The 21,803-nt window shown below is 69.1% G+C and carries 21 protein-coding genes; 10 read left to right on the top strand and 11 right to left on the bottom strand.

Going from position 1 to position 21,803, the window contains the following annotated elements:
• Positions 1 to 79: 79 nt before the first annotated feature.
• Positions 80 to 871: a hypothetical protein gene (locus tag NQ152_RS05915; RefSeq protein WP_257523344.1), complete on the bottom strand. Its 792-nt coding sequence runs from the start codon at positions 869 to 871 to the stop codon at positions 80 to 82.
• Between the two features lie 298 nt (positions 872 to 1,169).
• Here NQ152_RS05915 and ddaH point away from each other — a divergent pair, with 298 nt between their 5' ends.
• The 4 genes from ddaH to NQ152_RS05935 all read left to right on the top strand — a co-directional run bounded on the left by ddaH (position 1,170) and on the right by NQ152_RS05935 (position 5,625).
• Complete coding sequence (gene ddaH, locus NQ152_RS05920; RefSeq protein WP_257523345.1) at positions 1,170 to 2,063, top strand: dimethylargininase; 894 nt, start codon at positions 1,170 to 1,172, stop codon at positions 2,061 to 2,063.
• On the top strand, positions 2,060 to 3,283 hold the full coding sequence (rocD, locus tag NQ152_RS05925) for an ornithine--oxo-acid transaminase (protein ID WP_257523346.1): 1,224 nt from the start codon (positions 2,060 to 2,062) through the stop codon (positions 3,281 to 3,283). Before ddaH ends, rocD begins: the two co-directional genes overlap by 4 nt.
• Positions 3,284 to 3,330: 47 nt before the next feature.
• Positions 3,331 to 4,128 carry an IclR family transcriptional regulator gene (locus tag NQ152_RS05930; protein WP_257501299.1) on the top strand — a complete coding sequence of 266 codons (798 nt, stop codon included), beginning with the start codon at positions 3,331 to 3,333 and terminating at the stop codon, positions 4,126 to 4,128.
• Positions 4,129 to 4,194: 66 nt separating this feature from the next.
• Complete coding sequence (locus tag NQ152_RS05935; RefSeq protein ID WP_257501469.1) at positions 4,195 to 5,625, top strand: aldehyde dehydrogenase; 1,431 nt, start codon at positions 4,195 to 4,197, stop codon at positions 5,623 to 5,625.
• Between the two features lie 58 nt (positions 5,626 to 5,683).
• Here the strand turns inward: NQ152_RS05935 and NQ152_RS05940 are convergent, their stop codons facing one another.
• The 5 genes from NQ152_RS05940 to NQ152_RS05960 all read right to left on the bottom strand — a co-directional run bounded on the left by NQ152_RS05940 (position 5,684) and on the right by NQ152_RS05960 (position 10,166).
• The gene (locus NQ152_RS05940; protein WP_257523347.1) at positions 5,684 to 6,661 is read right to left on the bottom strand and encodes an aldo/keto reductase; all 978 of its coding nucleotides are present in this window, start codon (positions 6,659 to 6,661) and stop codon (positions 5,684 to 5,686) included.
• Between the two features lie 65 nt (positions 6,662 to 6,726).
• Positions 6,727 to 7,581 carry an ABC transporter ATP-binding protein gene (locus tag NQ152_RS05945; protein WP_257523348.1) on the bottom strand — a complete coding sequence of 285 codons (855 nt, stop codon included), beginning with the start codon at positions 7,579 to 7,581 and terminating at the stop codon, positions 6,727 to 6,729.
• Complete coding sequence (locus tag NQ152_RS05950) at positions 7,571 to 8,347, bottom strand: ABC transporter permease (RefSeq protein WP_257523349.1); 777 nt, start codon at positions 8,345 to 8,347, stop codon at positions 7,571 to 7,573. The genes NQ152_RS05945 and NQ152_RS05950 overlap by 11 nt, the downstream gene beginning before the upstream one ends.
• Positions 8,344 to 9,171 (bottom strand): ABC transporter permease, encoded by an 828-nt coding sequence (locus NQ152_RS05955; RefSeq protein ID WP_257523350.1) that lies wholly within the window; start codon positions 9,169 to 9,171, stop codon positions 8,344 to 8,346. Before NQ152_RS05955 ends, NQ152_RS05950 begins: the two co-directional genes overlap by 4 nt.
• A complete protein-coding gene (locus NQ152_RS05960) occupies positions 9,168 to 10,166 on the bottom strand; it encodes an ABC transporter substrate-binding protein (protein WP_257523351.1) in 999 nt (332 codons plus the stop codon). The genes NQ152_RS05955 and NQ152_RS05960 overlap by 4 nt, the downstream gene beginning before the upstream one ends.
• Before the next feature lie 207 nt (positions 10,167 to 10,373).
• Between NQ152_RS05960 and NQ152_RS05965 the strand changes: the two genes are divergently transcribed.
• On the top strand, positions 10,374 to 11,501 hold the full coding sequence (locus NQ152_RS05965) for an NDMA-dependent alcohol dehydrogenase (protein ID WP_257501293.1): 1,128 nt from the start codon (positions 10,374 to 10,376) through the stop codon (positions 11,499 to 11,501).
• Positions 11,502 to 11,524: 23 nt separating this feature from the next.
• On the opposite strand, the gene NQ152_RS05970 is transcribed toward NQ152_RS05965, so the two are convergent.
• From NQ152_RS05970 to NQ152_RS05990, 5 genes are all read right to left on the bottom strand, one after another.
• Positions 11,525 to 12,703 carry an acyl-CoA dehydrogenase family protein gene (locus tag NQ152_RS05970; RefSeq protein WP_257501292.1) on the bottom strand — a complete coding sequence of 393 codons (1,179 nt, stop codon included), beginning with the start codon at positions 12,701 to 12,703 and terminating at the stop codon, positions 11,525 to 11,527.
• On the bottom strand, positions 12,700 to 14,337 hold the full coding sequence (locus NQ152_RS05975; RefSeq protein WP_257523352.1) for an AMP-binding protein: 1,638 nt from the start codon (positions 14,335 to 14,337) through the stop codon (positions 12,700 to 12,702). Before NQ152_RS05975 ends, NQ152_RS05970 begins: the two co-directional genes overlap by 4 nt.
• Positions 14,334 to 15,251, bottom strand: coding sequence for an SDR family NAD(P)-dependent oxidoreductase (locus tag NQ152_RS05980; protein ID WP_257501290.1), 918 nt, complete (start codon positions 15,249 to 15,251; stop codon positions 14,334 to 14,336). Before NQ152_RS05980 ends, NQ152_RS05975 begins: the two co-directional genes overlap by 4 nt.
• Positions 15,248 to 15,712 carry a MaoC family dehydratase gene (locus NQ152_RS05985; RefSeq protein WP_257523353.1) on the bottom strand — a complete coding sequence of 155 codons (465 nt, stop codon included), beginning with the start codon at positions 15,710 to 15,712 and terminating at the stop codon, positions 15,248 to 15,250. Before NQ152_RS05985 ends, NQ152_RS05980 begins: the two co-directional genes overlap by 4 nt.
• A gap of 93 nt (positions 15,713 to 15,805) precedes the next feature.
• Complete coding sequence (locus NQ152_RS05990; protein ID WP_257523354.1) at positions 15,806 to 16,942, bottom strand: zinc-binding dehydrogenase; 1,137 nt, start codon at positions 16,940 to 16,942, stop codon at positions 15,806 to 15,808.
• A gap of 160 nt (positions 16,943 to 17,102) precedes the next feature.
• On the opposite strand from NQ152_RS05990, the gene NQ152_RS05995 reads away from it, so the two are divergent.
• The 5 genes from NQ152_RS05995 (at position 17,103) to NQ152_RS06015 (ending at position 21,719) form a co-directional block, all read left to right on the top strand.
• Positions 17,103 to 17,642, top strand: coding sequence for a UGSC family (seleno)protein (locus NQ152_RS05995; RefSeq protein ID WP_257501287.1), 540 nt, complete (start codon positions 17,103 to 17,105; stop codon positions 17,640 to 17,642).
• A gap of 2 nt (positions 17,643 to 17,644) precedes the next feature.
• The gene (locus tag NQ152_RS06000; RefSeq protein ID WP_257523355.1) at positions 17,645 to 18,757 is read left to right on the top strand and encodes a hypothetical protein; all 1,113 of its coding nucleotides are present in this window, start codon (positions 17,645 to 17,647) and stop codon (positions 18,755 to 18,757) included.
• Between the two features lie 54 nt (positions 18,758 to 18,811).
• On the top strand, positions 18,812 to 20,095 hold the full coding sequence (locus tag NQ152_RS06005; protein ID WP_257501285.1) for an aconitase X catalytic domain-containing protein: 1,284 nt from the start codon (positions 18,812 to 18,814) through the stop codon (positions 20,093 to 20,095).
• A complete protein-coding gene (locus NQ152_RS06010; RefSeq protein WP_257501284.1) occupies positions 20,092 to 20,526 on the top strand; it encodes an aconitase X swivel domain-containing protein in 435 nt (144 codons plus the stop codon). Before NQ152_RS06005 ends, NQ152_RS06010 begins: the two co-directional genes overlap by 4 nt.
• A gap of 92 nt (positions 20,527 to 20,618) precedes the next feature.
• Positions 20,619 to 21,719: an ABC transporter substrate-binding protein gene (locus NQ152_RS06015; protein WP_257501283.1), complete on the top strand. Its 1,101-nt coding sequence runs from the start codon at positions 20,619 to 20,621 to the stop codon at positions 21,717 to 21,719.
• Positions 21,720 to 21,803 lie beyond the last annotated feature (84 nt).

Consider the following 21,803-nt stretch of genomic DNA (forward strand, 5'->3'; position numbering starts at 1 on the left):
AGAAAGAAGTTATCTTTCTAGCCGTCAGCGCGATGTGCCACCACGATGGTCTGTGGGGGGACGGACGTACTGCCGGATTTCAGGTCTCGACGGTGCGTCCTTCTGCTGGGGGATCTGCGACCCCGGCCACCGGCGTCCGCGTCGGCTGGCCGGGGGCCGCGTTCCCATCCGCGGCGGCGACCGTGAACCCCTCCACGAGCCCCAGGATCGCGATGCCGAACAGGGTCCACCGTCCGCTCGGGACCTCCGCGTCCTGCGGGATGTCGTAGCGCGGGTGGCCCAGTCCCTCGGCGGATCGGATGGCGAAGCCCTCACCCAGCGCCGCCATCGCCTCGGTGAAGTCGGTGATGGTCAGCGGCGAGCGCATCCGGCGCCCGTACCGCTCCAGGAGAGCGGCGTAGAAGTCGGCGAACGCCGCCACCGACCCGCGGTGCCGCTCCGCGCTGGCCACCCGCAGCTCGGGCCACGCCCCCGCAGCAGTGCGCAGCGCGAGCGCGGTGATGAACGCGTGCGAGTCGCGGGACTCCGGTTCGAGATGGAACTTGGAGGCATAGGTGACGTGGTCCTGTGCCGCCGCGCGCACGACCTCGTGCATCGAGCCGTCCGCGGCCAGCACGTCCTGGATCGCGCCCACTGCGCTGGCCACCGGCGGGGCGAACCGGAGCCCGACCATCTCCACCGCCAGATCGCGGTGGAACTCCGTCTGGTCCGCCCAGATCCGGTAGGCCGCTCCGGTCGTCAGACCGACCGAGCGGAGGACCTCCTGCAGCCGGATGTGCTGGACGCCCGCGGTCACGCCGCGCTCCAGCAGCATCTGGATGGCGGCCTCGAGGATCAGGCGTCGAGTCTCGTCAGCGGTGCGGCGCGGCATGCTCCCAGCCTGGCAGGCGCGCAGCAGGCCGCGCGTCACCGACGCACGGGACAGATTCCCCGGCGGCTTCTTCCGCACGGCGCAGCCCCCCGAACGCCGGAGAACAGGTGAGGACGGATGCCGCGGCCGACGCGGGCGATTCGTCGTCTGCACCGGGGATCCCGGCTGCCCGCATGCGAGAATGGGTGGCGGCGTGCCTGAGTCGTACCCTTCCACCCCACGCACCTGAGCGAAGGCAGCGGGCCGAAGGGGCGCCGGGCCCCTGGACAGCGTCCGCCGCCCCTGCCTGAGGAGCAGAATGTCCACGCAGAACACGGCGCCGGCAGCCGAAGCGCTGAGCGCCTCCGCCCGCACGCAGCATCATCGCCGCTACCTGATGTGCCGTCCGGAGCACTTCACGGTCAGCTACACGATCAACCCTTGGATGGTGCCGGCGAACCCCACGGACACGGCCGTCGCCGTGCGCCAATGGCAGACGCTGTATGACACCTACCTCGCGCTCGGACACGAGGTCGAGCTCATCGACCCGATCGAGGGGCTGCCCGACATGGTCTACACCGCCAACGGCGGGTTCGTGATCGACGGTGTGGCGTACGGGCCGAAGTTCCGCTTCCGGGAGCGCGCCGGCGAGGCGGGGCCGTTCATCGACTGGTTCCGCGCGCACGGGTTCGACACTCGCGTGCCCACGGAGGTCAACGAGGGCGAGGGGGACTTCCTGCTGGTCGGGGACACGATCCTCGCCGGCACCGGCTTCCGCTCCACCGGCGACAGCCACCGCGAGGTCGGCGAGGTGTTCGGCCGCGAGGTCGTCTCGCTCAGCCTCACCGATCCCCGCTTCTACCACCTGGACACAGCGCTCACCGTGCTCGACCCCGTAGAAGGCGTGGACAATGGCGGGCCGGAACGGGCCAACATCGCCTACCTGCCGGCCGCGTTCGACGCGCGCAGCCAGGCGATCCTGGCCGACCGCTACCCGGAGGCCATCCACGTCTCGGACGAGGACGGCTCGGTGTTCGGTCTCAACTCCGCCAGCGACGGGCGCAACGTCCTCATCTCGCCCCGCGCGAAGGGCTTCGAACGACAGCTGCGCGAGCGCGGCTACCATCCGGTGCTGATCGATCTGTCCGAACTCCTGCTCGGCGGCGGCGGCATCAAATGCTGCACGCTGGAGCTTCGCGGAGCGGCGTCATGACCGTCCCCATGGTCCTGGACGCCGCCACCTCTGCCGTCATCGCGGCCGAGGCCGCGCACGTGGCACACAACTATCACCCGCTGCCGGTCGTCATCGCGCGCGGTGAGGGAGCGTGGGTGACCGATGTCGAGGGCAAGCGCTACCTCGACCTGCTGTCGGCCTACTCCGCGCTGAACTTCGGGCACCGGCATCCGGCGATCCTCGCCGCCGCCCAGGAGCAGCTGGCCCGCCTGACGCTCACCAGCCGCGCGTACCACAACGACCAGCTCGGCGTCTTCGGCGCGGCACTGGCCGGGCTGTGTGGCAAGGACCTCGTCCTGCCGATGAACACCGGCGCGGAGGCCGTGGAGACCGGCATCAAGGTCGCGCGAGCCTGGGGCTACCGCGTGAAGGGGATCGCCCGCGACCGGGCGACGGTCGTGGTCGCAGGCGGGAACTTCCACGGCCGCACCACCACCATCGTCGGCTTCAGCGACGACCCACAGGCGCGCGATGACTTCGGCCCGTACGCGCCGGGGTTCCGCACCGTGCCGTTCGGGGATGCCGCGGCGCTGGAGGCGGCGATCGACGAGAACACCGCGGCGGTGCTGCTCGAGCCGATCCAGGGCGAGGCCGGTGTCATCCTCCCGCCGGAGGGCTACCTGCGCGCCGTGCGCGAGATCACCGAGCGGCACAACGTGCTGTTCGTCGCCGATGAGATCCAGTCCGGACTGGGCCGAGTGGGCGAGACGTTCGCATGCGACCGCGAAGGCGTCGTGCCGGACATGTACCTGCTGGGCAAAGCGCTGGGCGGTGGCATTCTGCCGCTGTCGGCGGTCGTGGCGAACGGCGACGTCCTCGGGGTGATTCGCCCCGGTGAGCACGGCTCCACGTTCGGCGGCAACCCGCTGGCCGCGGCGGTCGGCACCCGCGTCGTCGAGATGCTGACCACCGGCGAGTTCCAGCGCCGGGCGGCCGCCCTCGGCGAGCACCTCGAGGCCAAACTCGCCGAGCTCATCGGCGCGGGGGTCACCGCGGTGCGGGTGGTCGGGCTGTGGGCCGGCATCGACATCGATCCGGCAAGCGGCACCGGCCGCGAGATCGCGGAGCGACTGATCGGCCGAGGGGTTCTGGTCAAGGACACGCACGGTCAGACCATCCGCATCGCACCGCCGCTCGTGGTGCGAGCCACCGAGCTGGACTGGGCCGTCGAGCAGCTGCGCCTGGTCCTGGCCAGTTGAGCCGCCCCGCGGCACGGGCGGCGCGCGCGGCGGTCGATAATGAGACGGTGGCGTTGGAGCAGCAGGCGGAGCAGGACGAGGGCGGCCCGCCGCGCTCGGTGATCGATCGGGCGTTCGCGATTCTGGGCACGTTCCAGGGCGGACGCATCCGCCAGTCCCTGTCGGACATCAGCCGGAGGACCGGTCTGCCCATCGCGACCTGCTACCGGATCGTCCAGCGCCTCACCGACTGGGGCGCGCTGGAGCGGGACGGTGAGAGCAAGTACCGCGTCGGCCTCCGCCTGTGGGAGGTGGCCTCACTTGCTCCGCGCGCGGTCGGTCTGCAACGGCTGGCGCGACCGTACATCCAGGACCTCTACGAGACCACAGGCTACGCATCGCACCTCGCGATCCGGGAGGGTCTCGAGCTGGTCTCCATCGAACGCTTCCAGAGCCCTCGTCGTCCCACCCGACGGCCGCTCGTCGGGGGACGCTATCCGATGCACGCGACGGCCATCGGCCAGGTCCTGCTGGCACACGCTCCGGAGGACGTGCGCGAGCAGGTGCTCTCCGGCGAGCTGGAGCCGTACACGTCGCGCACCTACACGGATCGCGCCGCGCTCGAGCGGGCACTCGCCGACATCGCGCGGGCCGGCTATGCGGTCAGCGACCGGCAGATCGACAACGTGCACATCGGTGTGGCGGCTCCGGTGCGCGGCGCGGACGGAACCGTGATCGCGGCCGTCTCGCTCGCCCTGACCGAGAAGGATGTCGACGGCAAGAACATGATCCACCTCGTGCGCCTCACCGCCGCGTCCATCTCGCGGGCACTGGAGGCGGCCGGCTTCGACGGGTCGAGCGGCTGAGCTCCGGCATCCGGGAATATACCTATGGGTATAGCCATGAATGCTAGGCTCTCGCCCATGACGTCAATGGCGGTGTCGCGGGATCGAATCTTTGCCGGGGGCGAGTGGATCAGCCCGTCCACGAGCGCACAAGTGGTCGTGGAAAGTCCGGTGGACTACACCGAAGTCGGCCGTGCGCCGGACGGGTCGGCCGAGGACGTGGATCGCGCGGTCCGCGCAGCCCGCGAGGCGTTCGACCACGGGCCCTGGCCGCACCTGAGCTCCGCGGAACGCGCCGACTGGATCGATCGCCTCGCCGACGAGCTGGAGCGGCGCGGGGCGGACACCTCCGCGCTCATCACCGCTGAGATCGGGCAGCCCGTGGCGCTGTCACGTCCGTGGGGCGGCATCCGTCCGGTCAGTCACCTGCGCTACTACGCGAAGGTCGCGCGCGAGGCGGACGCCGAAGAGATCCGCGCGAACGTGAGTCGGCCCGGCACATCCATCGTCCGCCGCGAGCCGCTCGGCGTCGCCGCGCTCATCGTCCCCTGGAACCACCCCCAGGCCTCCACCACGCTCAAGCTCGCACCGGCGCTGGCCGCAGGGTGCACGGTCGTCATCAAGCCGGCCGCCGAGACGCCGCTGGACATCTTCAACCTCGCCGATGCCAGCCTCGCCATCGGAATGCCGCCCGGCGTGATCAACATCGTCCCCGGAGGCCGCGAGACCGGCCAGGCGCTGGTCGCGCACCCCGGCGTGGACAAGGTGGCCTTCACCGGTTCATCCGAGGCCGGCCGTCACATCGCCTCGGTCGCGGGGCGCCGGCTCGTGCCGGTCACGCTCGAGCTGGGCGGCAAATCCGCCGCCATCGTGCTCGAATCGGCCGATCTCGATGCGACCTTCCAGAGCCTGCGCAACGCCGCGTTCGACAACACGGGGCAGACGTGTGCCCTCATGGCGCGCGTGCTCGCGCCGCGCAGCCTCTATGACACCGTCCGGGACCGACTGGTGGATCTGGCCCGCGACCTCCGCGTCGGCGACCCGCTGGATGAGTCCACCGAGCTCGGGCCGCTGGTCTCACGCCGCATCTACGACCGCGTCACGGGCATGGTGGACGCTGCGCGGGCAGCGGGAGCCACCATCCTGGCCGGCGACACCGCATTGCCCGAGCAGGGCTACTACGTGGCGCCGACGATCGTCACCGGCGCCGCCTCGGACAGCCAGATCGCGCAGGAGGAGGTCTTCGGACCGGTGATCACCCTGCTGCCCTACGAGGATGTCGATGACGCGGTCCGAATCGCCAACGACTCGCGGTACGGACTGGCCGGCGCGGTCTACGGCGACCCCGATGCGGTGCTGGACGTGGCGCGGCGCGTGCGCACCGGATCGATCGGACTGAACGGCTACCGCCCCGACCTGAACCAGCCGTACGGCGGCTACAAGGACTCCGGTCTCGGGCGCGAGTTCGGCGCCGAGGCGGTCGGCAACTTCCAGGAGATCAAGTCCATCTGGCGCTGACCGGACGAACCGTGGGCGGTGCAGCCTCCGGGGTCTGATCGAGCGCGGACGGAGCTGCTCAGAAGCCTTCGGGCCGGCGAGACCGATAGGGCGCCTCGAGCCGGGCCACCTCGTCGGCGGTGAGCTCGATCTCCAGCGCGCCGATCGCATCGTGCAGGTGCCCGAGCTTCGTGGCGCCGATGATGGGCGCCGAGACCGCGGGCTCGGCGAAGTGCCACGCCAGGGCGATCTGCGCCCGGGACGCGCCGCGCTCGACCGCGATCTCGCCGACCGCCTCCGCGATCGCACGGTCGGACTCCTCGTCCTGCAGGTACAGTCGCGCGCCCGTCGCATCCAGGTCCAGGCGCGGGCTGTGGGCGCCGTAGTCGCGCGTGAGCCGGCCGCGCGCGAGCGGACTCCACGGGATCACTCCCACGCCCTGATCGAGGCAGAACGGGTGCATCTCCCGCTCCTCCTCGCGCATGAGCAGGTTGTACTGGTCCTGCATGGATACGAACCGGGTCCAGCCGTGCACGTCGGCGGTGTACTGCATCTTCGCGAATTGCCAGGCGTGCATCGACGACGCGCCGATGGCGCGGACCTTGCCCGAGACGACGAGCTCGTGCAGCGACTCCATCGTCTCCTCGATCGGAGTGCGGTGGTCGAGACGGTGGATCTGGTACAGGTCGATGTAGTCGGTGCGCAGCCGCCGCAGCGACGCCTCCACCTGCGTCCGGATCGCACTGCGGGAAAGCCCCGCGTCGTCCGGCCCCGGGCCCATCGGCATCCCCAGCTTGGTCGCGATGATCACCCGATCGCGCGAGGTGAACTCCCGCAGCAGCTGCCCGGTGATCTCCTCGCTCGATCCCAGCGAGTAGACGTTCGCCGTATCGAAGACGGTGATGCCGGCTTCGACGGCGTCGCGGAAGAACGGTCGGGAATCCTCCAGGCCCAGTGACCAGCCGTGCGCTCCCTGTCCCGGTTCGCCGTAGCTCATGCAGCCGAGGATGACGCGGGAGATGGGCAGGTCGCTCGCGCCGAGCGTCGTGTACTTCATGGCGAGGAGGAGTTCCGTTCGGCTTCAGGGTTCGGGTCGGCAGGTCGGGTGACGCGGCGCCGGCTTCAGACGCCGGGCGATGCCCTGAGCGTGCGGATGCCCTCGGTGTCGCCGGTGTAGGTCTTGGCGAGCTGGATCTGCTCGTAGACGTGATGGCGCAATTCCACGAAGCGGGGGTCCGAGCGGGTCTCCAGCTGGTCGCGCTCCAGCGGCAGGTCGACGGTGAGATCCTCCAGGATGACCGTCGGCGAGGACGAGAGCATGATGACGCGCTCGCCGAGATAGACGGACTCATCGATGTCGTGGGTGACGAACAGCACCGTCAGGCCGAGCTTCTTCCACACCGAGCGGATCAGGTCCTCCAGATCGGCGCGGGTCTGCGCGTCGACCGCGGCGAACGGCTCGTCCATGAGGAGCACCTCCGGCCGGTATGCCACGGCCCGCGCGATCGCGACGCGCTGCTGCATCCCGCCGGACAGCTGCCACGGGTAGGACTTCGGCACGTGCGAGAGCCCGACCGCCTCCAGGGCTTCGCGCACGCGCTCCTGACGCTCCGCCTTCGGCACGCCGGCTGCCTTCAACGGCAGCTCCACGTTCTCGGCCACGCGCATCCACGGGTACAGCGACCGCCCGTACTCCTGGAACACGAGTGCCATGTTCCGCGGCGGGCCGTCGACGATCTTGCCGTCCAGCGTGACGGTTCCCGCCGTCGGCGCCATGAGCCCCGAGATGCACTTCAGCAGCGTCGTCTTGCCCGACCCGGAGGGCCCCACCAGGCAGACGAACTCCCCCTTGCGCAGATCGAAGGTCAGGTCGCGCACGGCTTCGACCGCGCCGCCCTGCGTCGGATAGATCTTCTGCAGGCCGCGGACGGACAGCAGCGCCTCACCCGTCACGGGCGTCGGTGATTCACGACTCACGGGATTCCACCTCTCGTTGTCCGTAGTACCAGGCCAGCACCCGGCGGTCGATCACGCGGAACAGCACGGCGATCAGGATGCCGATCAGTCCGATGATCACGATGCCCGCCCACATGGGGCCCATCTGGAAGGTCTGCTTGAACAGCATGATGCGATACCCCAGGCCATCCAGGGCGGCATACATCTCCGAGACGACCATCAGGATGATCGCGATCGGCAGGGCCAGCCGGATGCCGGTCATGATGCGCGGCGTCGCCGCAGGCAGCACGAAATAGCGCAGCCGCGACCAGCCGTGCATCCCGTACGTGCGCGTCGTGTCCGCCAGGACCGCATCCACGGACCGGACGCCGTCGATCGTGTTCAGCAGGATCGGCCAGAGGCATCCCAGGAAGATCAGGAAGATCTTCGAACGGTCGTCGATGCCGAGGATGAGCAGCAGCACCGGCAGCAGGACCGGGGGCGGCACGGCGCGGATGAACTCGAAGATCGGGCCGGTGAGCTTGCGCGCGAACCGGTTGGACCCGATCAGCAGTCCCAGCAGGATGCCGACCACGATGGCACCGCAGAGACCCACGGCGAGGCGGTAGATCGAGGGCAGCACTTCTTCGACCAGCAGGGGTCCCGCCCACACGGTGAACAGATCGCTGACCAGCTGTCCGGGCTTGGGTACGAACGGGTTGGTCTCGTTCAGCGTGGCCAGCCACCACACCAGCACGATGGCGATCGGCAGGGCGAGGGCGGCCGAGACGGCCTTCAGCGTCCTCATGCCACCACCTCGGAACGCATCGACGGGTGCCATGCGAGCACCGCGTTCTCGAGGGTCCGCAGCAGCAGATTGATCACGAGGCCGAGCACGCCGGCCAGCAGCGCGAGCGCGTACACGACGGTGACGTTGCCGGCGGACTGGTAGGTGGCGATCATCTGGCCGATGCCGGGCGCACCGACGACGATCTCGATCGTGATCGCGACCACCAGTGCGATGGTGCCGGACAGGCGCACACCCGTCATCAGGTACGGCAGCACCGTGGGCCACACGACGTAGCGCGCGCGATCGAGAGGCCCGAGGCCGTAGCTGCGCGCAGTCGCCTCGGCCACGGGATCCACGTCGGTGACACCGGCGATCACATGGATCAGGATCACCCAGAAGCACGCCCAGACGACGACGAAGATCGTCGCCGACGGACGCACCCCGAAGATGACGATCGCGATCGGGATGAGCCCCACCGAGGGGATCGGGCGCAGGAACTCGATGGTCGAGTGGGTGTACTCGCGAATCCAGCGGTTGGAGCCGAGGATCACGCCCAGCACCACACCCAGGACGAGGGAGAGCGCGAGCCCCACCGCCCACCCGAACATCGTCATCCCCAGCGCTTCCCAGAACTCGCCCCGCAGCTGCTCTCCGCCGACGACCTGGAAGACCTCGGCGAAGACCTGCGAGAACGGTGGGAGGTAGTCGGGATTGACGATGCTCAGGCGGGACGCGACCTCCCAGATGGCGATGAAGGCGAGCACGCCCGCAGCGCCGAGAACCGGGGTCGACCAGCGGGTCCGGCTGAACGTCAAGCGGGGGCGCTCCTGTACCGCGGTCACGGCTCCCAGATGAGGTTGTCGAAGTCGACCGGCTTCTTGATGTACCCGAGTTCGAGCGACCAGTCCGCGATCGGCTGCAGGTTCTCCACGGTCAGGGGCAGCTTGCCGTAGGACCCGAGGCGGATCCGCGCAGCCAGTGCCGGATCGATCTTCGTGAAGGTTGCGATGCTCTCGCGGAGCTCCTCGTCGTTCTCCAGTGCGTACGTGTTGGCTGCGTCGATCGTCTCGGCGACCTTGGCGTAGTACTCGGGGTTCTTCTCGACCTCCGAGCGGATCGCGTACCAGACGCCCGCGACGACGGCGTGGTCCGAGAGCTCCACGAACGGGTTCGCGAGGGTCTTGAAGCCCTTGTCCTCCCGGCCCAGCGTGCCGAACGGCTCGCCGGCGACGAAGGAGTCGATGGCGCCGCTCTCGAGGGCCGCCGGCTGGTCCGGAACGCCCATCTGCACGTACTCGACCTTGGTCGGGTCGCCGCCGTCGGCCTTGATCGCGATGTCGGCGAGGAGCTGCGTGTAACCGCCGGGGGCGTTGACGGCGACCTTCTTGCCCTCGAGGTCCTTGGCCGACTTCAGCGGGCTGTCGGCGACCACCAGGAGGTCGTTGATGCCGTTCTCCGGGTCATCGGGGGTGGCACTGGCCGCGGCGATGACGACCAGGTCGATGCCGTTCTCGACTGCTTGGAAGACACCGGTGGTGCCGCCGTATCCGATCTGGACCTGACCGGACTGCATGGCCTGGATGATCTCGCTCGACGAGCCGGCCGACTGAAGAGTCAGGTCGAAGCCGTTCTCCTCGAAGACGCCGTTCTGCTGGGCCATGTAGACCGGGCCGATGTCGGTGACCGGGATGACGCCGGCGACGAGCGGCTGGATCTCGACGGGCGCGTCGGCGGCCGCCGTCTCGGTGGGTGCCGGCGCTGCCGAACTGCACGCGGTCAATGCGACCGCCGCGATCAGTCCGATTGCGCCGAGCAGGGGTCGGGTGAATTTTGCCATGACTGCCTCCGTTGCCAGTTTCACTTGGATCGTGACATATGGACCGACCGTTGTCCAGCAATTCACGCCACAATGCGTACCGGCGTACGCTATGCGGTACAAATGCCTTGCCTTTCCGGCGACGGCATACATAGGCTTACCCGCGCACCGCCGGTCGTTCTGCTCGCCAGAGCGCTGTGGCCGGCACGCCGTTTCGAAGGAGAGACCATGCCTACCAAGACTCGAGCCGCGATCATCCGCGAGCAGCCCGGCCCGTTCGAGGTGGTCGATGTCGAGCTCGATGATCCGCGCCAGGGAGAGATCCTGGTCAAGATGGTCGTCAGCGGCCTCTGCCACTCCGACTATCACCTGGTCACCGGTGACAGCACCGCCGGCACGCTGCCGATGGTGGGCGGGCACGAGGGGACCGGCATCGTCCAGGAGGTCGGTCCGAACACACCCGGCTGGGAAGTGGGCGACAAGGTGGTGTTCTCGTTCATCGCCAGCTGCGGCAAATGCCGCTGGTGCAACGAGGGCATGACCAACCTCTGCGATCTCGGCGCGTTCCTGATGCGCGGCAGCCGCTTCACCGACATCGACAGCTACCGCGTGTCGCTGCCGGACGGCACACCGGTCAGCCAGATGTGCGGACTCGGCACGTTCGCCGGCCACACCGTCGTGGATGTCAACTCCGCGGTGAAGCTGCCCGCCGACGCGCCGCTGGAGAAGCTCTGGCTTCTGGGCTGCGGCGTCGGCACGGGCTGGGGATCGGCGGTCTACTCCGCAGAGACGCGCCCCGGCGACGCGATCATCATCATGGGTGTCGGCGGTGTCGGAATCAACGCGGTCCAGGGCGCGAAGCACGCCGGAGCCACCGCGATCATCGCCGTCGACCCGGTCGAGTTCAAGCGGCAGAAGGCGCTCGAAGTGGGCGCGACGCACGCGTTCGCCACCATCGCTGAGGCGACCGAGTTCGTCAAGAGCATCACCAACGGGCAGGGCGCCGACCGCGCGATCGTCACTGTGGGCGTCGTGTCCGGCCAGGACGTCGCGGACGCGTTCTACGCGATCCGCAAGGCCGGAACGGTCGTCGTGACCGGGATCGCTCCGGCCTCGGAGACCAGCATCCCCGTGCCGGTGCTGGATATCACCCGCTACCAGAAGCGCATCCAGGGGGCCATCTACGGCTCCAGCAACCCGAGGGCGGACATCCCGCGCCAGTACGCCATGTATCAGGCCGGCCAGCTCAAGCTGGACGAGCTCATCTCGGGCTTCTACTCCCTCGACGACGTCGAGCAGGGCTATGTCGACCTTCTCGAGGGTCGCAACATCCGCGGCGGCATCCGTCACGACTGACCGCCGCGGCACAGGGCTGAGCGTCAGCGCGTGAAGGCGCTCAGCCCTGTGATGGCCTTGCCGACGATGAGCGAGTTGACCTCGTGCGTGCCCTCGAACGTGTACAGGGCTTCGGCGTCGGCGAAGAAGCGTGCCACGTCGTTCTCGACGCGGATGCCCTCCGCGCCGCAGATCTCCCGGGCCAGGGCGACCGTCTCTCGCGCGCGGTCGGCAGCCCATGTCTTGGTGAGAGCGGCGTGCTCATCGGCCATGGCCCCCCGCCGATGCAGCTCGGTCAAGCGCACCGTCATCGCGAGCGTGGCGGTGGCGTTGCCCAGCATCCGGGTCAGCTTCTCCTGGATCAGCTGGAAGCCGGCGATCGGACGCCCGAACTGCTCGCGGCGCAGCGCGTACGCGAGTGCGGCCTCGTAGGCGCCGGCCTGGAGACCCGCGGCGTTCCAGCCGACCGCGTAGCGCAGCTTGGCGAGGATGGCGGACAGATCGCGGAACGAGTCGATCCGCTGCAGCCGCTGCGATTCGTCCACGCGCACGTCTTCCAGGAGGATGTCCGCGTTGCGGACCATGCGCAGGCTGATCTTGCCGGTGATGTCCGCAAGGCTCAGCCCGGGAGAGTCGCGGGGGACCAGGAACGCCTTGGTGCGGCCATCGGCGGCATCCCGCGCCACGACGACGATGATGTCCGACTGCGCCGCGTTGCCGATCCAGCGCTTCCTGCCGCTGATCCGCCAGGTGTCGCCCTCGCGAGTCGCGGTGGTCTCCATGCCTCCGGCCACATCCGACCCGTGCAGCGGCTCGGTCAGCGCGAAGCAGCCGGTCACTGCGAACGACGGGATGAGGGGATCCAGGCGTGCGACCTGCTCGGGTGATCCGCCCTCGCGCACGACGGTGCGGAACATGCTGACCTGGCCGCCGTAGAGGGTGCCGATCGACATGTCGAAGCGGGCCAGCTCGAAATGCCGGAAGCCGACGTAGAAGGGGCTCAGCCGGCCGTCCTGGTCGAGCAGACCGGGGTCGTCCTCCAGGTGCAGTTCGGCCAGCAGCGCCCGCAGATGCACGGGCGACTCCGCCCGCTCCCACCAATCGGACAGGTGCGGCCGGGCGTGCTCCTGAAGCAGATCCCGCAGTGACTGCAGCTTGGCCAGCTCGAGATCGGTCAGCAGCTCGTGGTAGCCGAACAGGTCGGTCGGCGCAGCCGCGGTCACTTCGCCACGTCCGCGGTCTCGGCCAGCCTCGCCAGCTCGCGCGCGGCGTCCGCTTTGACGCGCGCCAGTTCCACCTTGCCGGTGGAGGAGCGCTCCAGTGAGTCGCGGACGAAGACGTGGCGCGGCTTCTTGTAGCCGGCCAGTCGCTGATCCAGGAACGCCAGCAGTTCGGGAACGTCGATGCGGGAACCGGGCATCGGGGCGACCATGGCGCTGACGACTTCGCCGAACCGGCGATCGGGCATCCCGAACACGATGACGTCATCGACGCCCTCGTGCTCCAGCAGCACGTCCTCGACCTCGGCCGGGAACACCTTCTCGCCGCCGGTGTTCACGACGGCGGCGAGTCGGCCGAGCAGGTCGACGGACCCGTCTCCGCGCGCGCGTGCCCAGTCACCCGGCATGACGTAGCGGTTCCCGCGGATCGTGGGGAAGGTCTTCTCGGTCTTCTCCGGGTCGCGGTAATAGCCCTTGGGCAGGATGCCGCGGAAGGCGAGGATGCCCAGCGCACCGGCATCCGCCTGGATCTCGTTCAGGTCCTCATCCAGCAGCACCGTGCCGGGGGTGATCATCAGCTTGGCGGGCAGGTCCTGGGCGCTGTGGGTGATTCCGAACGCGTACGGACCGCCTTCGCTCGAGGCGAGCATGTCGACGATCGCGATGTCGCCGAGCGCGTGCAGGCGCCGTTTGACGTCGTCGCTGAAGCGCATGCCCGAGCTGACGATGGAGTTCACGCCGGACAGGGCCACCTCGAGCCGTTCCGCCGCCTCGACGAACGGGAGCGCCAGCGCGTCGCCGGCGACGATGAGCCGCGTCACGTCGTAGTAGATGGTCAGACGCAGCGCCTCTTCGATGTCCATCCGAGGTGCGGCGTGCAGCACCACGGTACCGCCCAGCGCCAACGTGCCCATGGTGGTGGACTGCGCCGTGCCGTGCAGAAGCGGAGTGAGCGGGAGGGTGACGATACGCGGTGTCGCCGGGTCCACGGCGATCCGGATCGCTCCGTCCAGGTCCGTGGGCGGCGTGACGCCGATCAGGCCCCACGTCGACTGCTGGCGTGCCACCAGAAGCGTGTCCAGATCCCACACCACCGCTTTCGGCATGCCCGTGGTGCCACCGGTGTACAGCCGCAGCTCGGCGCCGCGCGGCGCCTGCGGAGGAAGGACGCCGCCGGCCGCGACGACGACTTCGTAGCGGGTCGCCCCGTCGATCGCGTCACCGCCGTGCGCAGCGCTGTCGTCCACGACGATGAGCTCCACCGCCGGTTCCATCCCGGCCACCGCCTCGCGGGCCAGCTCCGCCAGCGAGGCCGGGACCAGCAGCACGCGCAGATCGGAGTCCAGGATCAGGTCCCGCACCTCGCCGGCGCGATAGCGGTAGTTGATCGCGACCGGAGCGACGCCGATCGCGAGGCACGCCCAGGTGAAGCTGAGGTATTCCGGACGGTTGTACAGGAGCATCCCGGCGGCATCGCCGACCGAGAGCCCGCGTTCGCTCAGGTGGCGCGCCAGCGCGCCCGCCTCGGCGGCGAGGCGGCCCCACGTCACCCGGTCGTCACGCGTGATGATGGCGATGCGATCCGGGTCGGCGTGGGCGATCCCCTGCCAGAGATCGCTGTAGTGCGGTGCGGTCACTTCTCGCCTCCATCGCGAACGGGGGGTCCTGAACGGGGTGCCTGGCCGGCGAACCGGGAATGCCATGCGGAGTCGATCGTCTCGGCGCTCCACCCGCCGTCGGAATACTCGGCGTCCTGTTCCACGGGGTGCGAATACAGGGTGAGCTTGTCACCGCCGATGCCGATGGCCTGCCCGGTGACATCGCCGGACGCGGCGGAGGCCAGCCAGACGATGAGAGGGGCGACGTCCTCGGGGGTGCCCAGGGCGTTGTCGTGGCGGAACGCGTGCGGGATCGGCTCGCCGGCCAGGTACCGCTGGTACAGCTCCGTGTAGGCCGGGATGGTCGCGGTCATCGGGGAGAGGGCCGTGGGGATCACCGCGTTGGCGGTGATTCCGGCACGGGCCAGTTCGAGCGACCAGGTGCGCGCCATCGCCACGATGCCCGCCTTCACGGCGGAGTAGTTGGTCTGGCCGAAGCTGCCGAACTGCCCGGCCGGCGATCCGACCAGGATCAGCCGCCCGCCCTCGCCCTGCTCCCGCAGCCGCGTGGCCACTGCCCGGCCGCAGGTGAAGGTGCCGCGGAGGTGGCTGGAGACGACGGCGTCGAAATCGTCGTCGGACATCTTCCAGAGCACCCGGTCGCGGAGCACACCAGCGTTGGCGACGAGGACATCCACGCGACCGAACTGCTGCACGGCATCCGCGACGAGCTGCTCGGCCGTCTCGGCCGGGCCGACTGCCCCGATCGAGGCGACCGCACGGCCACCGCGGGCGGTGATCTCGCCGACCGTCTCGGCGGCGCTGGCGGCGTCCACGTCGTTCACCACGACTGCGGCGCCGGCATCCGCGAGAGCGATGGCGTAGGCGCGGCCGAGGCTGCGCCCTGCGCCCGTGACGATGGCCGATCGACCGTCGAGCCTGATGGCGCTCACCGGTAGTGCCTCAGGATGAGCTCCGCGTAGACGGCGGGCTTGGCCGATCCCTCGACCTCGAATGTCAGGGCGAGTTTCACCTGCCAGCCTCCGCTGATCTCGGTCACGTCCGCGACCTCGCCGCGCACCCGGATGGGGGAGCCCGAGGGCACGGGGCTCGGGAACCGGATCTTGTCGAATCCGTAGACGATGCCCGTGGAGGTGCCGCTGACGCGGTAGATCTCGCGCAGGTGGGGGACCACCATGCTGAGGGTGAGCATGCCGTGCGCGATGCGCCCGCCGAAGGGCGACTTGGCGGCGGCCTCCGCGTCGACGTGGATCGGGTTGTCGTCGCCCGACAGCTGCGCGTAGATGTCGATGTCCTCCTGCGGGATCTCCCGCCACGTCGAGGGACCGAACGTCGCGCCGGCGATGTCGCCGACCTCGTCGATCGTCACGAACACGTGGGGTGATTCCGTCATGTCGACTCCTTTGATGCTGCTTCTGGATGGTGTGGAAAATTGAATGTCAGTTTACCTGTGACGTTTTGCGTGTCCGAGGGGGCTGGACGGCCTTCAGCTCGCGCCGCCCATGGTGATGATCGCCCGGCCGGTGATCTCTCCCCGGGAGAGCGCCTGATAGGCGGCGTCGGCCTCGGCCAGGTCGTAGCGCCGCGTCACCAGCGACCCGACATCGAACCGCCCGGACGCGGCCAGAGCCGCGACTTCGGGCAAGTCGGTGCGGGTGCGGCCGCCGAACGACCCGACGATGTGATAGCCGCGCCGCACCAGCGGCGTGATCTCCACCTCGGCCGCCGCCGCTCCCGCGCCGATGCCGATGGCGACCATGCGGCCGCCGTCGTCCAGCATCCCCACCGCCTGACGGAACGTCGCGGGATGACCGAGCGCCTCGAAGGCCACCCGCACCCCGCCCACCAACTCGCGCACCGCGGCCACGGGGTCCACTTCTGCGGCGTTGACCACGTGCGTCGCACCCAGCTCGCGGGCACGGTCGAGCTTGGCGTCGGCGACATCGATCGCGACGATGGTGGTGGCGCCCGCACTCAGTGCCATCGGGATGAGGCTCGATCCGATGCCGCCCACGCCCACGATCGCGACCGAGTCGCCCGGCGCCACCTCGCCCGCCCGGAACACCGCGCCGTACGAGGTCAGTCCGGAGCACCCCAGGATGCACGCCGACTCGGGGTCCAGGCCGTCGGGGATCGCCGTCAGTGCGGACAGCGGAACCACCGCGTACTCGGCCAGGCCGCCCATCGAGTACATCGCCAGGAACGAGCCGTCCGGCATGGCCAGCCGGCTCTCGCCGTCGTAGAGCGTGCCCCGCAACCGGTTCTGGGCGAAGAAGTTCAGGCACAGGTCGTCACGCCCGCGACGGCACTGGTCGCAGTCCTCGCACGGCATGATGAAGCCGGCAGCGACCAGATCGCCGACGGCCAGGCCACGGGCGTCCGTCGTCCCGGCGCCCAGCGCCACGATCCGTCCGCTGACCTCGTGGCCGAGCACTGCGGGGCGGGGGAAGGCGACCTCCCCCTTGAGCACGTGCAGATCCGTGTGGCACACCCCGCATGCGATCACCTCGAGCAGCGCCTCGCCGGCGCGCGGAGTCGGCGTGGCGATCTCGGCGATCTCCAGATGCGGCTGGTCCCCGACGAGGATCGCGGCCCGCATCGTCGCGGGAAGAGCTCTGGGCACGGCGGGATCCTCGAATCTCTTGGGGGTGACAGTGGAATCCTGTCGGGTCTGCGGCCGTTCCGGCACGAGTCTTTTCGTTCAGTGAAAGCGAGGGTGGGGATGCCGCGTGCCCCGGTGGCATATTGATCCGACGCTGAACAGATGAAAGAGGAGTGTCGCGATGGCAACCCAGGAGCTGCTGCTGGACCCGACCGGGATGGAGGACGGCGCGCAGAACAGCACGCTGTCTCCGCGCCCGGTGAGCCTGCGAGGACTGACGATCGGTCTCCTCGACAACACCAAGCCCAACTCGACGATGCTGTTGAACGAGATAGCGCGCGAGCTGCAGGACCACCACGGCGCCGGGGAGTCCCGGCTCTACACCAAGGACTACTTCGGCACCCCGCTCAGCCAGGAGCTGCTCGAGGAGATCGCCGGCGAGTGCGATGTCGTGATCACGGCCGTGGGCGACTGCGGGTCATGCAGCGCGGCGACGGTCGCTGACGGCATCCTGCTCGAGCGCGCCGGCGTGCCCACCGTGAGCATCACGTCCGACTCCTTCCTGATGTCCGGTGCGGCCATGGCGTCCGTGCAGGGGTTCCCCGGATTCGATTTCTATGCGGTCAAGCACCCGATGGCCAGCTTGAACGCCGACGAAGTGCGCGAACGCGCGCTGACCGCGCTGCCGGACGTGCTGCGCATTCTTGGAGTTGAGGGTTGATGATGAGCACGACAGCACTGGACCAGGCAGCCGCACCGGAGGTCGACGCCGACCGTATCCGCGAGGCCATGGAGTACTACTGGACCAAGGAGTGGACCGACGGGCTTCCGGTCGTCCCGGTCACCGAGTCGTACCTGAACCAGTTCCTCGCGGTGGTGGACCGCGATCCGGAAGAGGTCCTGTTCACGATCACCCACCTGAACCGCCACCTCACGGTCCGGCTCGCGGCGATCAACGCCGCGCTGGCCGGGTGCCTGCCCGAATACTTCCCCGTCGTACTGGCGGCATGGGAGGCCATCGCCAAAGAGCCGCACCCCGCGCGCGGCATCTGGCAGAGCACGACCGGCACCGCCCCGTTCCTCGTGGTCAACGGACCGATCCGCGCGGAAATCGGTCTGAACAGCCAGGGCAACATCTTCGGCTCCGGCTTTCGCGCCAATGCCACCATCGGTCGTGCGATCCGCCTGGGATGCATCAACGTCTTCGGCCTGCACCCGCACAAGCTCGATCAGGCCACCCAGGGCACTCCGGCGAAGTACTCGGCCTGCATCGCCGAGAACGAGGAGGAGAGCCCCTGGCCCGCGCTGCACACGGAGTACGGCTTCGATGCGTCCGACAGCGTGGTCACCGCCTATGTGATCCGCTCGGTGATGCACATCGAAGCGCGGCACACCATGGAGCCCGAGCAGCTCGCGCTGGATTTCGTGGACAGCATCTGCCGTACCGGCGCATTGATCCACGAGTACACCAGCGCACTCCTGGTCATCGTGCCGGAGCACGCCGAGGTCTTCGCGTCGGCGGGATGGAGCAAGGACGATCTGCGCAACTTCGTGTTCGAGCACTCCGTGCGCCGCCGTTCCGAGCTGGTCGCCGTGGGCAAGGACGCGCTCTCGCACAAGACCCGCTGGCGCCTCTCGTCGGAGCACCCCGACTCGATGCCCGACACGGCGAGCACGACCGACGAGCCGGACGTCGTTCGCGCGCTGAGCCACCCCAGCTCGATCCAGATCATGGTCGCCGGCGCCAACAACGCGGGCGTCTCGGCGGTCGTGGAGATCTTCACGTTGAACCCGCCGCGGGAGAACCCCTTCTCGTACAGCAAGATCGGCGCATAAGCCGCCAGCGGCATCGGGGCGGGCGGCGGTACACGCCGCCCGCGGGAGGAACAAGTGAGACTCACTGACGAGGAACGCGTGATGCGCGACGGCGCCGAGGGCGAAGCGGTCGCCGCGGCGATGGATCTGCTCATCCGCTACGGCGAGGCCCTCGGGGCGGAGCGGCTCGTGGACACGCGCAACGTCGCGGGCACGATGACCCAGCCTTCGCCGGCCAAGGCGAAGCTGGAGCGGGAGGGCGGCTGGGCGCGCGCCTACGCCGTCATCAATCTGGACTGCGATCGGGACATCGAGATCCCGCGCATGAAGGTGCCGACGTGTCAGCTGCAGCACGGCTTCGCCGAGGACGCCGCGGGTCTCACCGCGTATCCGACGACCTCGATCGAGCTGCAGGGCAGCGCGGAGAACTACTTCAGCGAGCGAGGCGTCAACATCCTCGCGACGTGCACTCCCTACCAGGTCGGAAACCTGCCGGTCCGCGGCGAGCACGTGGCGTGGATGGAGTCCTCCGCGGTCGTCTACGCCAACTCGGTGCTCGGCGCCCGCACGAACTGCGAAGGCTCGGCCTCGACCGGCGCCGCCGGGCTGACCGGCAAGATCCCGTACTGGGGCAACCACGTTCCCGAGAACCGCCTCGCCACGCATGTCGTGCGGGCCGACGTCGGCATCGACAACTTCCAGGAGTGGGGGATGTTCGGGTACTTCGTCGGCGAGACCGTCGAAGAAGCGCGGCCCGCGGTGATCGGATCGCTGGCGCAGCCGGACCTCGCCGACCTGAAGCACTTCGGTGCTGCGACGGCCACGTCCGGCGGTGTCGAGCTCTTCCACATGCCCGGCGTCACCCCTGAGGCCCCGACGCTCGAGGCGGCGTTCGGTGGCCTGCACATCCCGGAGCCGGTCGCGTACGGACCGCGCGAGCGGCAGTGGGTGTACGACACCCTCAACGCGCAGGGCACGAGCACCGACGTCGATTTCGTCCTCCTCGGCTGCCCGCACGCGTCGCTGGACCAGGTCGCCCGAATCGCCCACCTGCTGGAGGGTCGACGCCTGCACGCGGACACCGAGCTGTGGGTGATGACCCCGCGCGCGCTGCGGACGATGGCGGACCGAAACGGCTACACCCGGATCATCACCCAGGCAGGTGGGCACGTCCTCACCGACTCGTGCCCCGCGATGTCCAAGGCGGCCCCTCCGGGAACCCGCGTGTTCGCCACCGATTCCGCCAAGCAGGCGCACTACCTGCCCGCGATCCTCGGTATCGAAGCCTGGTTCGGAACGCTCGACGAATGCATCGACGCGGCCGTCACCGGCCGCTGGCGCGGGGGGCTGCGCCCGTGATCGAACTACGTGGACGCGGTATCGTCCCGGGCGTCGTCGAGGCCGAAGCCCTGGTCACCCGCGACGCGATCTCGGGCTTCGGCGGCATCGATGTCGCCACCGGCACGGTGATCGAGCCACGTCACGAGCTGTTCGGGGTCTGCTTCACCGGTAAGGTGCTGGTCTTCCCCGGCGCGAAGGGTTCATCCGGCTGGTCGGGGTTTTTCCAGAGCACGCGACTGATGGGCACGGCACCTGCGGCGATGGTGTTCCGCGTGATCACGACGAAGGCGGTGCTCGGTGCTATCGTCACGCGGGTGCCGACCGTCGTGGAGGCGATGCCGGACCCCCTCGAGACCATTCGAACCGGCGATCGCGTGCGCGTGGACGGCGACACCGGGCTCATCACGATCCTCGACCGAGGCAGGCAGCAGGCGGGTTTCACTGAGTGAAAGGAGTGCTGGAGCCCGCGCACACAACTAGGCAGACTCAACCCGCCCCCCGCGATGCCGCGGGCAGGCGGAACCCGACACAGGAGTCAGGCATGATCACAGCAGTGACACACCGCACCACACGATCCCCGAAGCGGCGGATCGCGAAGATCGTCGCGGCCACCCTTGCCGCCGGAGCGCTCGCGCTCTCCGGATGTGCGAGTTCCGCCCCTGAGCCCGGTGGCACCGAAGCGGCTCCCGAGGCCAAGCTCACCAAGATGGTGGTCGTCACCTTCCTTCCCCTGGAGTCCTTCACCTTCACACCGGAGATGTTCGCCTACGCCGGCGGCTACTTCGAGAAGCACGGACTGGATGTCCAGCTGCAGCCCGTGCAGGGCACCGCCGCGGCGATCCAGACTCTGCTGGGCGGCGCGACTCCGATCACGCGCGCCAGCACCGTCGACGTCTTCCCCGCCATGGAGAAGGGCCAGCCCATCGTCGCCATCGGCACGATGGCATACAAGTCGAACCTGCGGGTCGCATCCGCGAAGGAGAACGCGATCGAGTCGGCCGCCGACATGGAGGGCCAGGTCATGGGCATGGGCTCGATCGGTGGAACGAGCGAGAAGATGCTGAACCTCGCCCTCGACGACGCCGATGTCCCCCGCGACTCGGTGACGCGTCAGGCGGTCCCGGTGACCGGAGCGACCTTCGAGCTGGTCAAGCAGAAGCAGCTGGCCGGCTACATCGTGAGCCTGGACACCTCCATCGCCCTCGCGGAGCAGAACCCCGACGCGGTCATCAGCTCCGCCGATCTGGGCGACGCGCCCGACCTGCAGACCTGGATCACGACCCCGGCGAACCTGGAGGACCCGGACAAGGTCAAGGACATTCAGGCGTTCCTCTCCGCGATCCGCGAGGCGACCCAGTTCGTCATCGACGACGCCGAGAACGACTTCGAGAACGTCCTTCAGATTCTCCGCGACAGCGGCGACTTCGCCTTCGCCGCGCTGGATGACGACGATGTGGCACGCCAGGCGCTCGAGGTGTACACCAGCCAGACGTGGATCGATGCCGAGGGCGACCGCGCGCTGCTGGAGAACGACTTCGACGGATGGGTTGCAGCGTACGAGACGTACGCGAAGTCCGGTCTCCTCGAAGGCGGCAAGGACCCGCTGGAGTGGATCACCGACGACTACCTGCCCACCGACTGACCGAGCACTCCCGCCGGCGCCGGGGCCCCCCCGGGGCCCCGGGGGGGGGGCGGGCCCCCCCAGACAAAGGGGGACACACCCCAA

Source organism: Microbacterium sp. zg.B48, assembly GCF_024623505.1.
Classification (GTDB): Bacteria; Actinomycetota; Actinomycetes; order Actinomycetales; family Microbacteriaceae; genus Microbacterium.

Excerpts from the sequence above, each read along its gene's own strand:
- NQ152_RS05960 (WP_257523351.1), bottom strand. The coding sequence starts at position 10,166 with ATGGCAAAATTCACCCGACCCCTGCTCGGCGCAATCGGACTGATCGCG.
- NQ152_RS05995 (WP_257501287.1), top strand. The coding sequence starts at position 17,103 with ATGGCAACCCAGGAGCTGCTGCTGGACCCGACCGGGATGGAGGACGGC.
- NQ152_RS05950 (WP_257523349.1), bottom strand. The coding sequence starts at position 8,347 with ATGAGGACGCTGAAGGCCGTCTCGGCCGCCCTCGCCCTGCCGATCGCC.
- NQ152_RS05940 (WP_257523347.1), bottom strand. The coding sequence starts at position 6,661 with ATGAAGTACACGACGCTCGGCGCGAGCGACCTGCCCATCTCCCGCGTC.
- NQ152_RS05915 (WP_257523344.1), bottom strand. The coding sequence starts at position 871 with ATGCCGCGCCGCACCGCTGACGAGACTCGACGCCTGATCCTCGAGGCC.
- NQ152_RS06000 (WP_257523355.1), top strand. The coding sequence starts at position 17,645 with ATGAGCACGACAGCACTGGACCAGGCAGCCGCACCGGAGGTCGACGCC.
- NQ152_RS05985 (WP_257523353.1), bottom strand. The coding sequence starts at position 15,712 with ATGACGGAATCACCCCACGTGTTCGTGACGATCGACGAGGTCGGCGAC.
- NQ152_RS05935 (WP_257501469.1), top strand. The coding sequence starts at position 4,195 with ATGGCGGTGTCGCGGGATCGAATCTTTGCCGGGGGCGAGTGGATCAGC.
- NQ152_RS06015 (WP_257501283.1), top strand. The coding sequence starts at position 20,619 with ATGATCACAGCAGTGACACACCGCACCACACGATCCCCGAAGCGGCGG.
- rocD (WP_257523346.1), top strand. The coding sequence starts at position 2,060 with ATGACCGTCCCCATGGTCCTGGACGCCGCCACCTCTGCCGTCATCGCG.
- NQ152_RS05965 (WP_257501293.1), top strand. The coding sequence starts at position 10,374 with ATGCCTACCAAGACTCGAGCCGCGATCATCCGCGAGCAGCCCGGCCCG.
- ddaH (WP_257523345.1), top strand. The coding sequence starts at position 1,170 with ATGTCCACGCAGAACACGGCGCCGGCAGCCGAAGCGCTGAGCGCCTCC.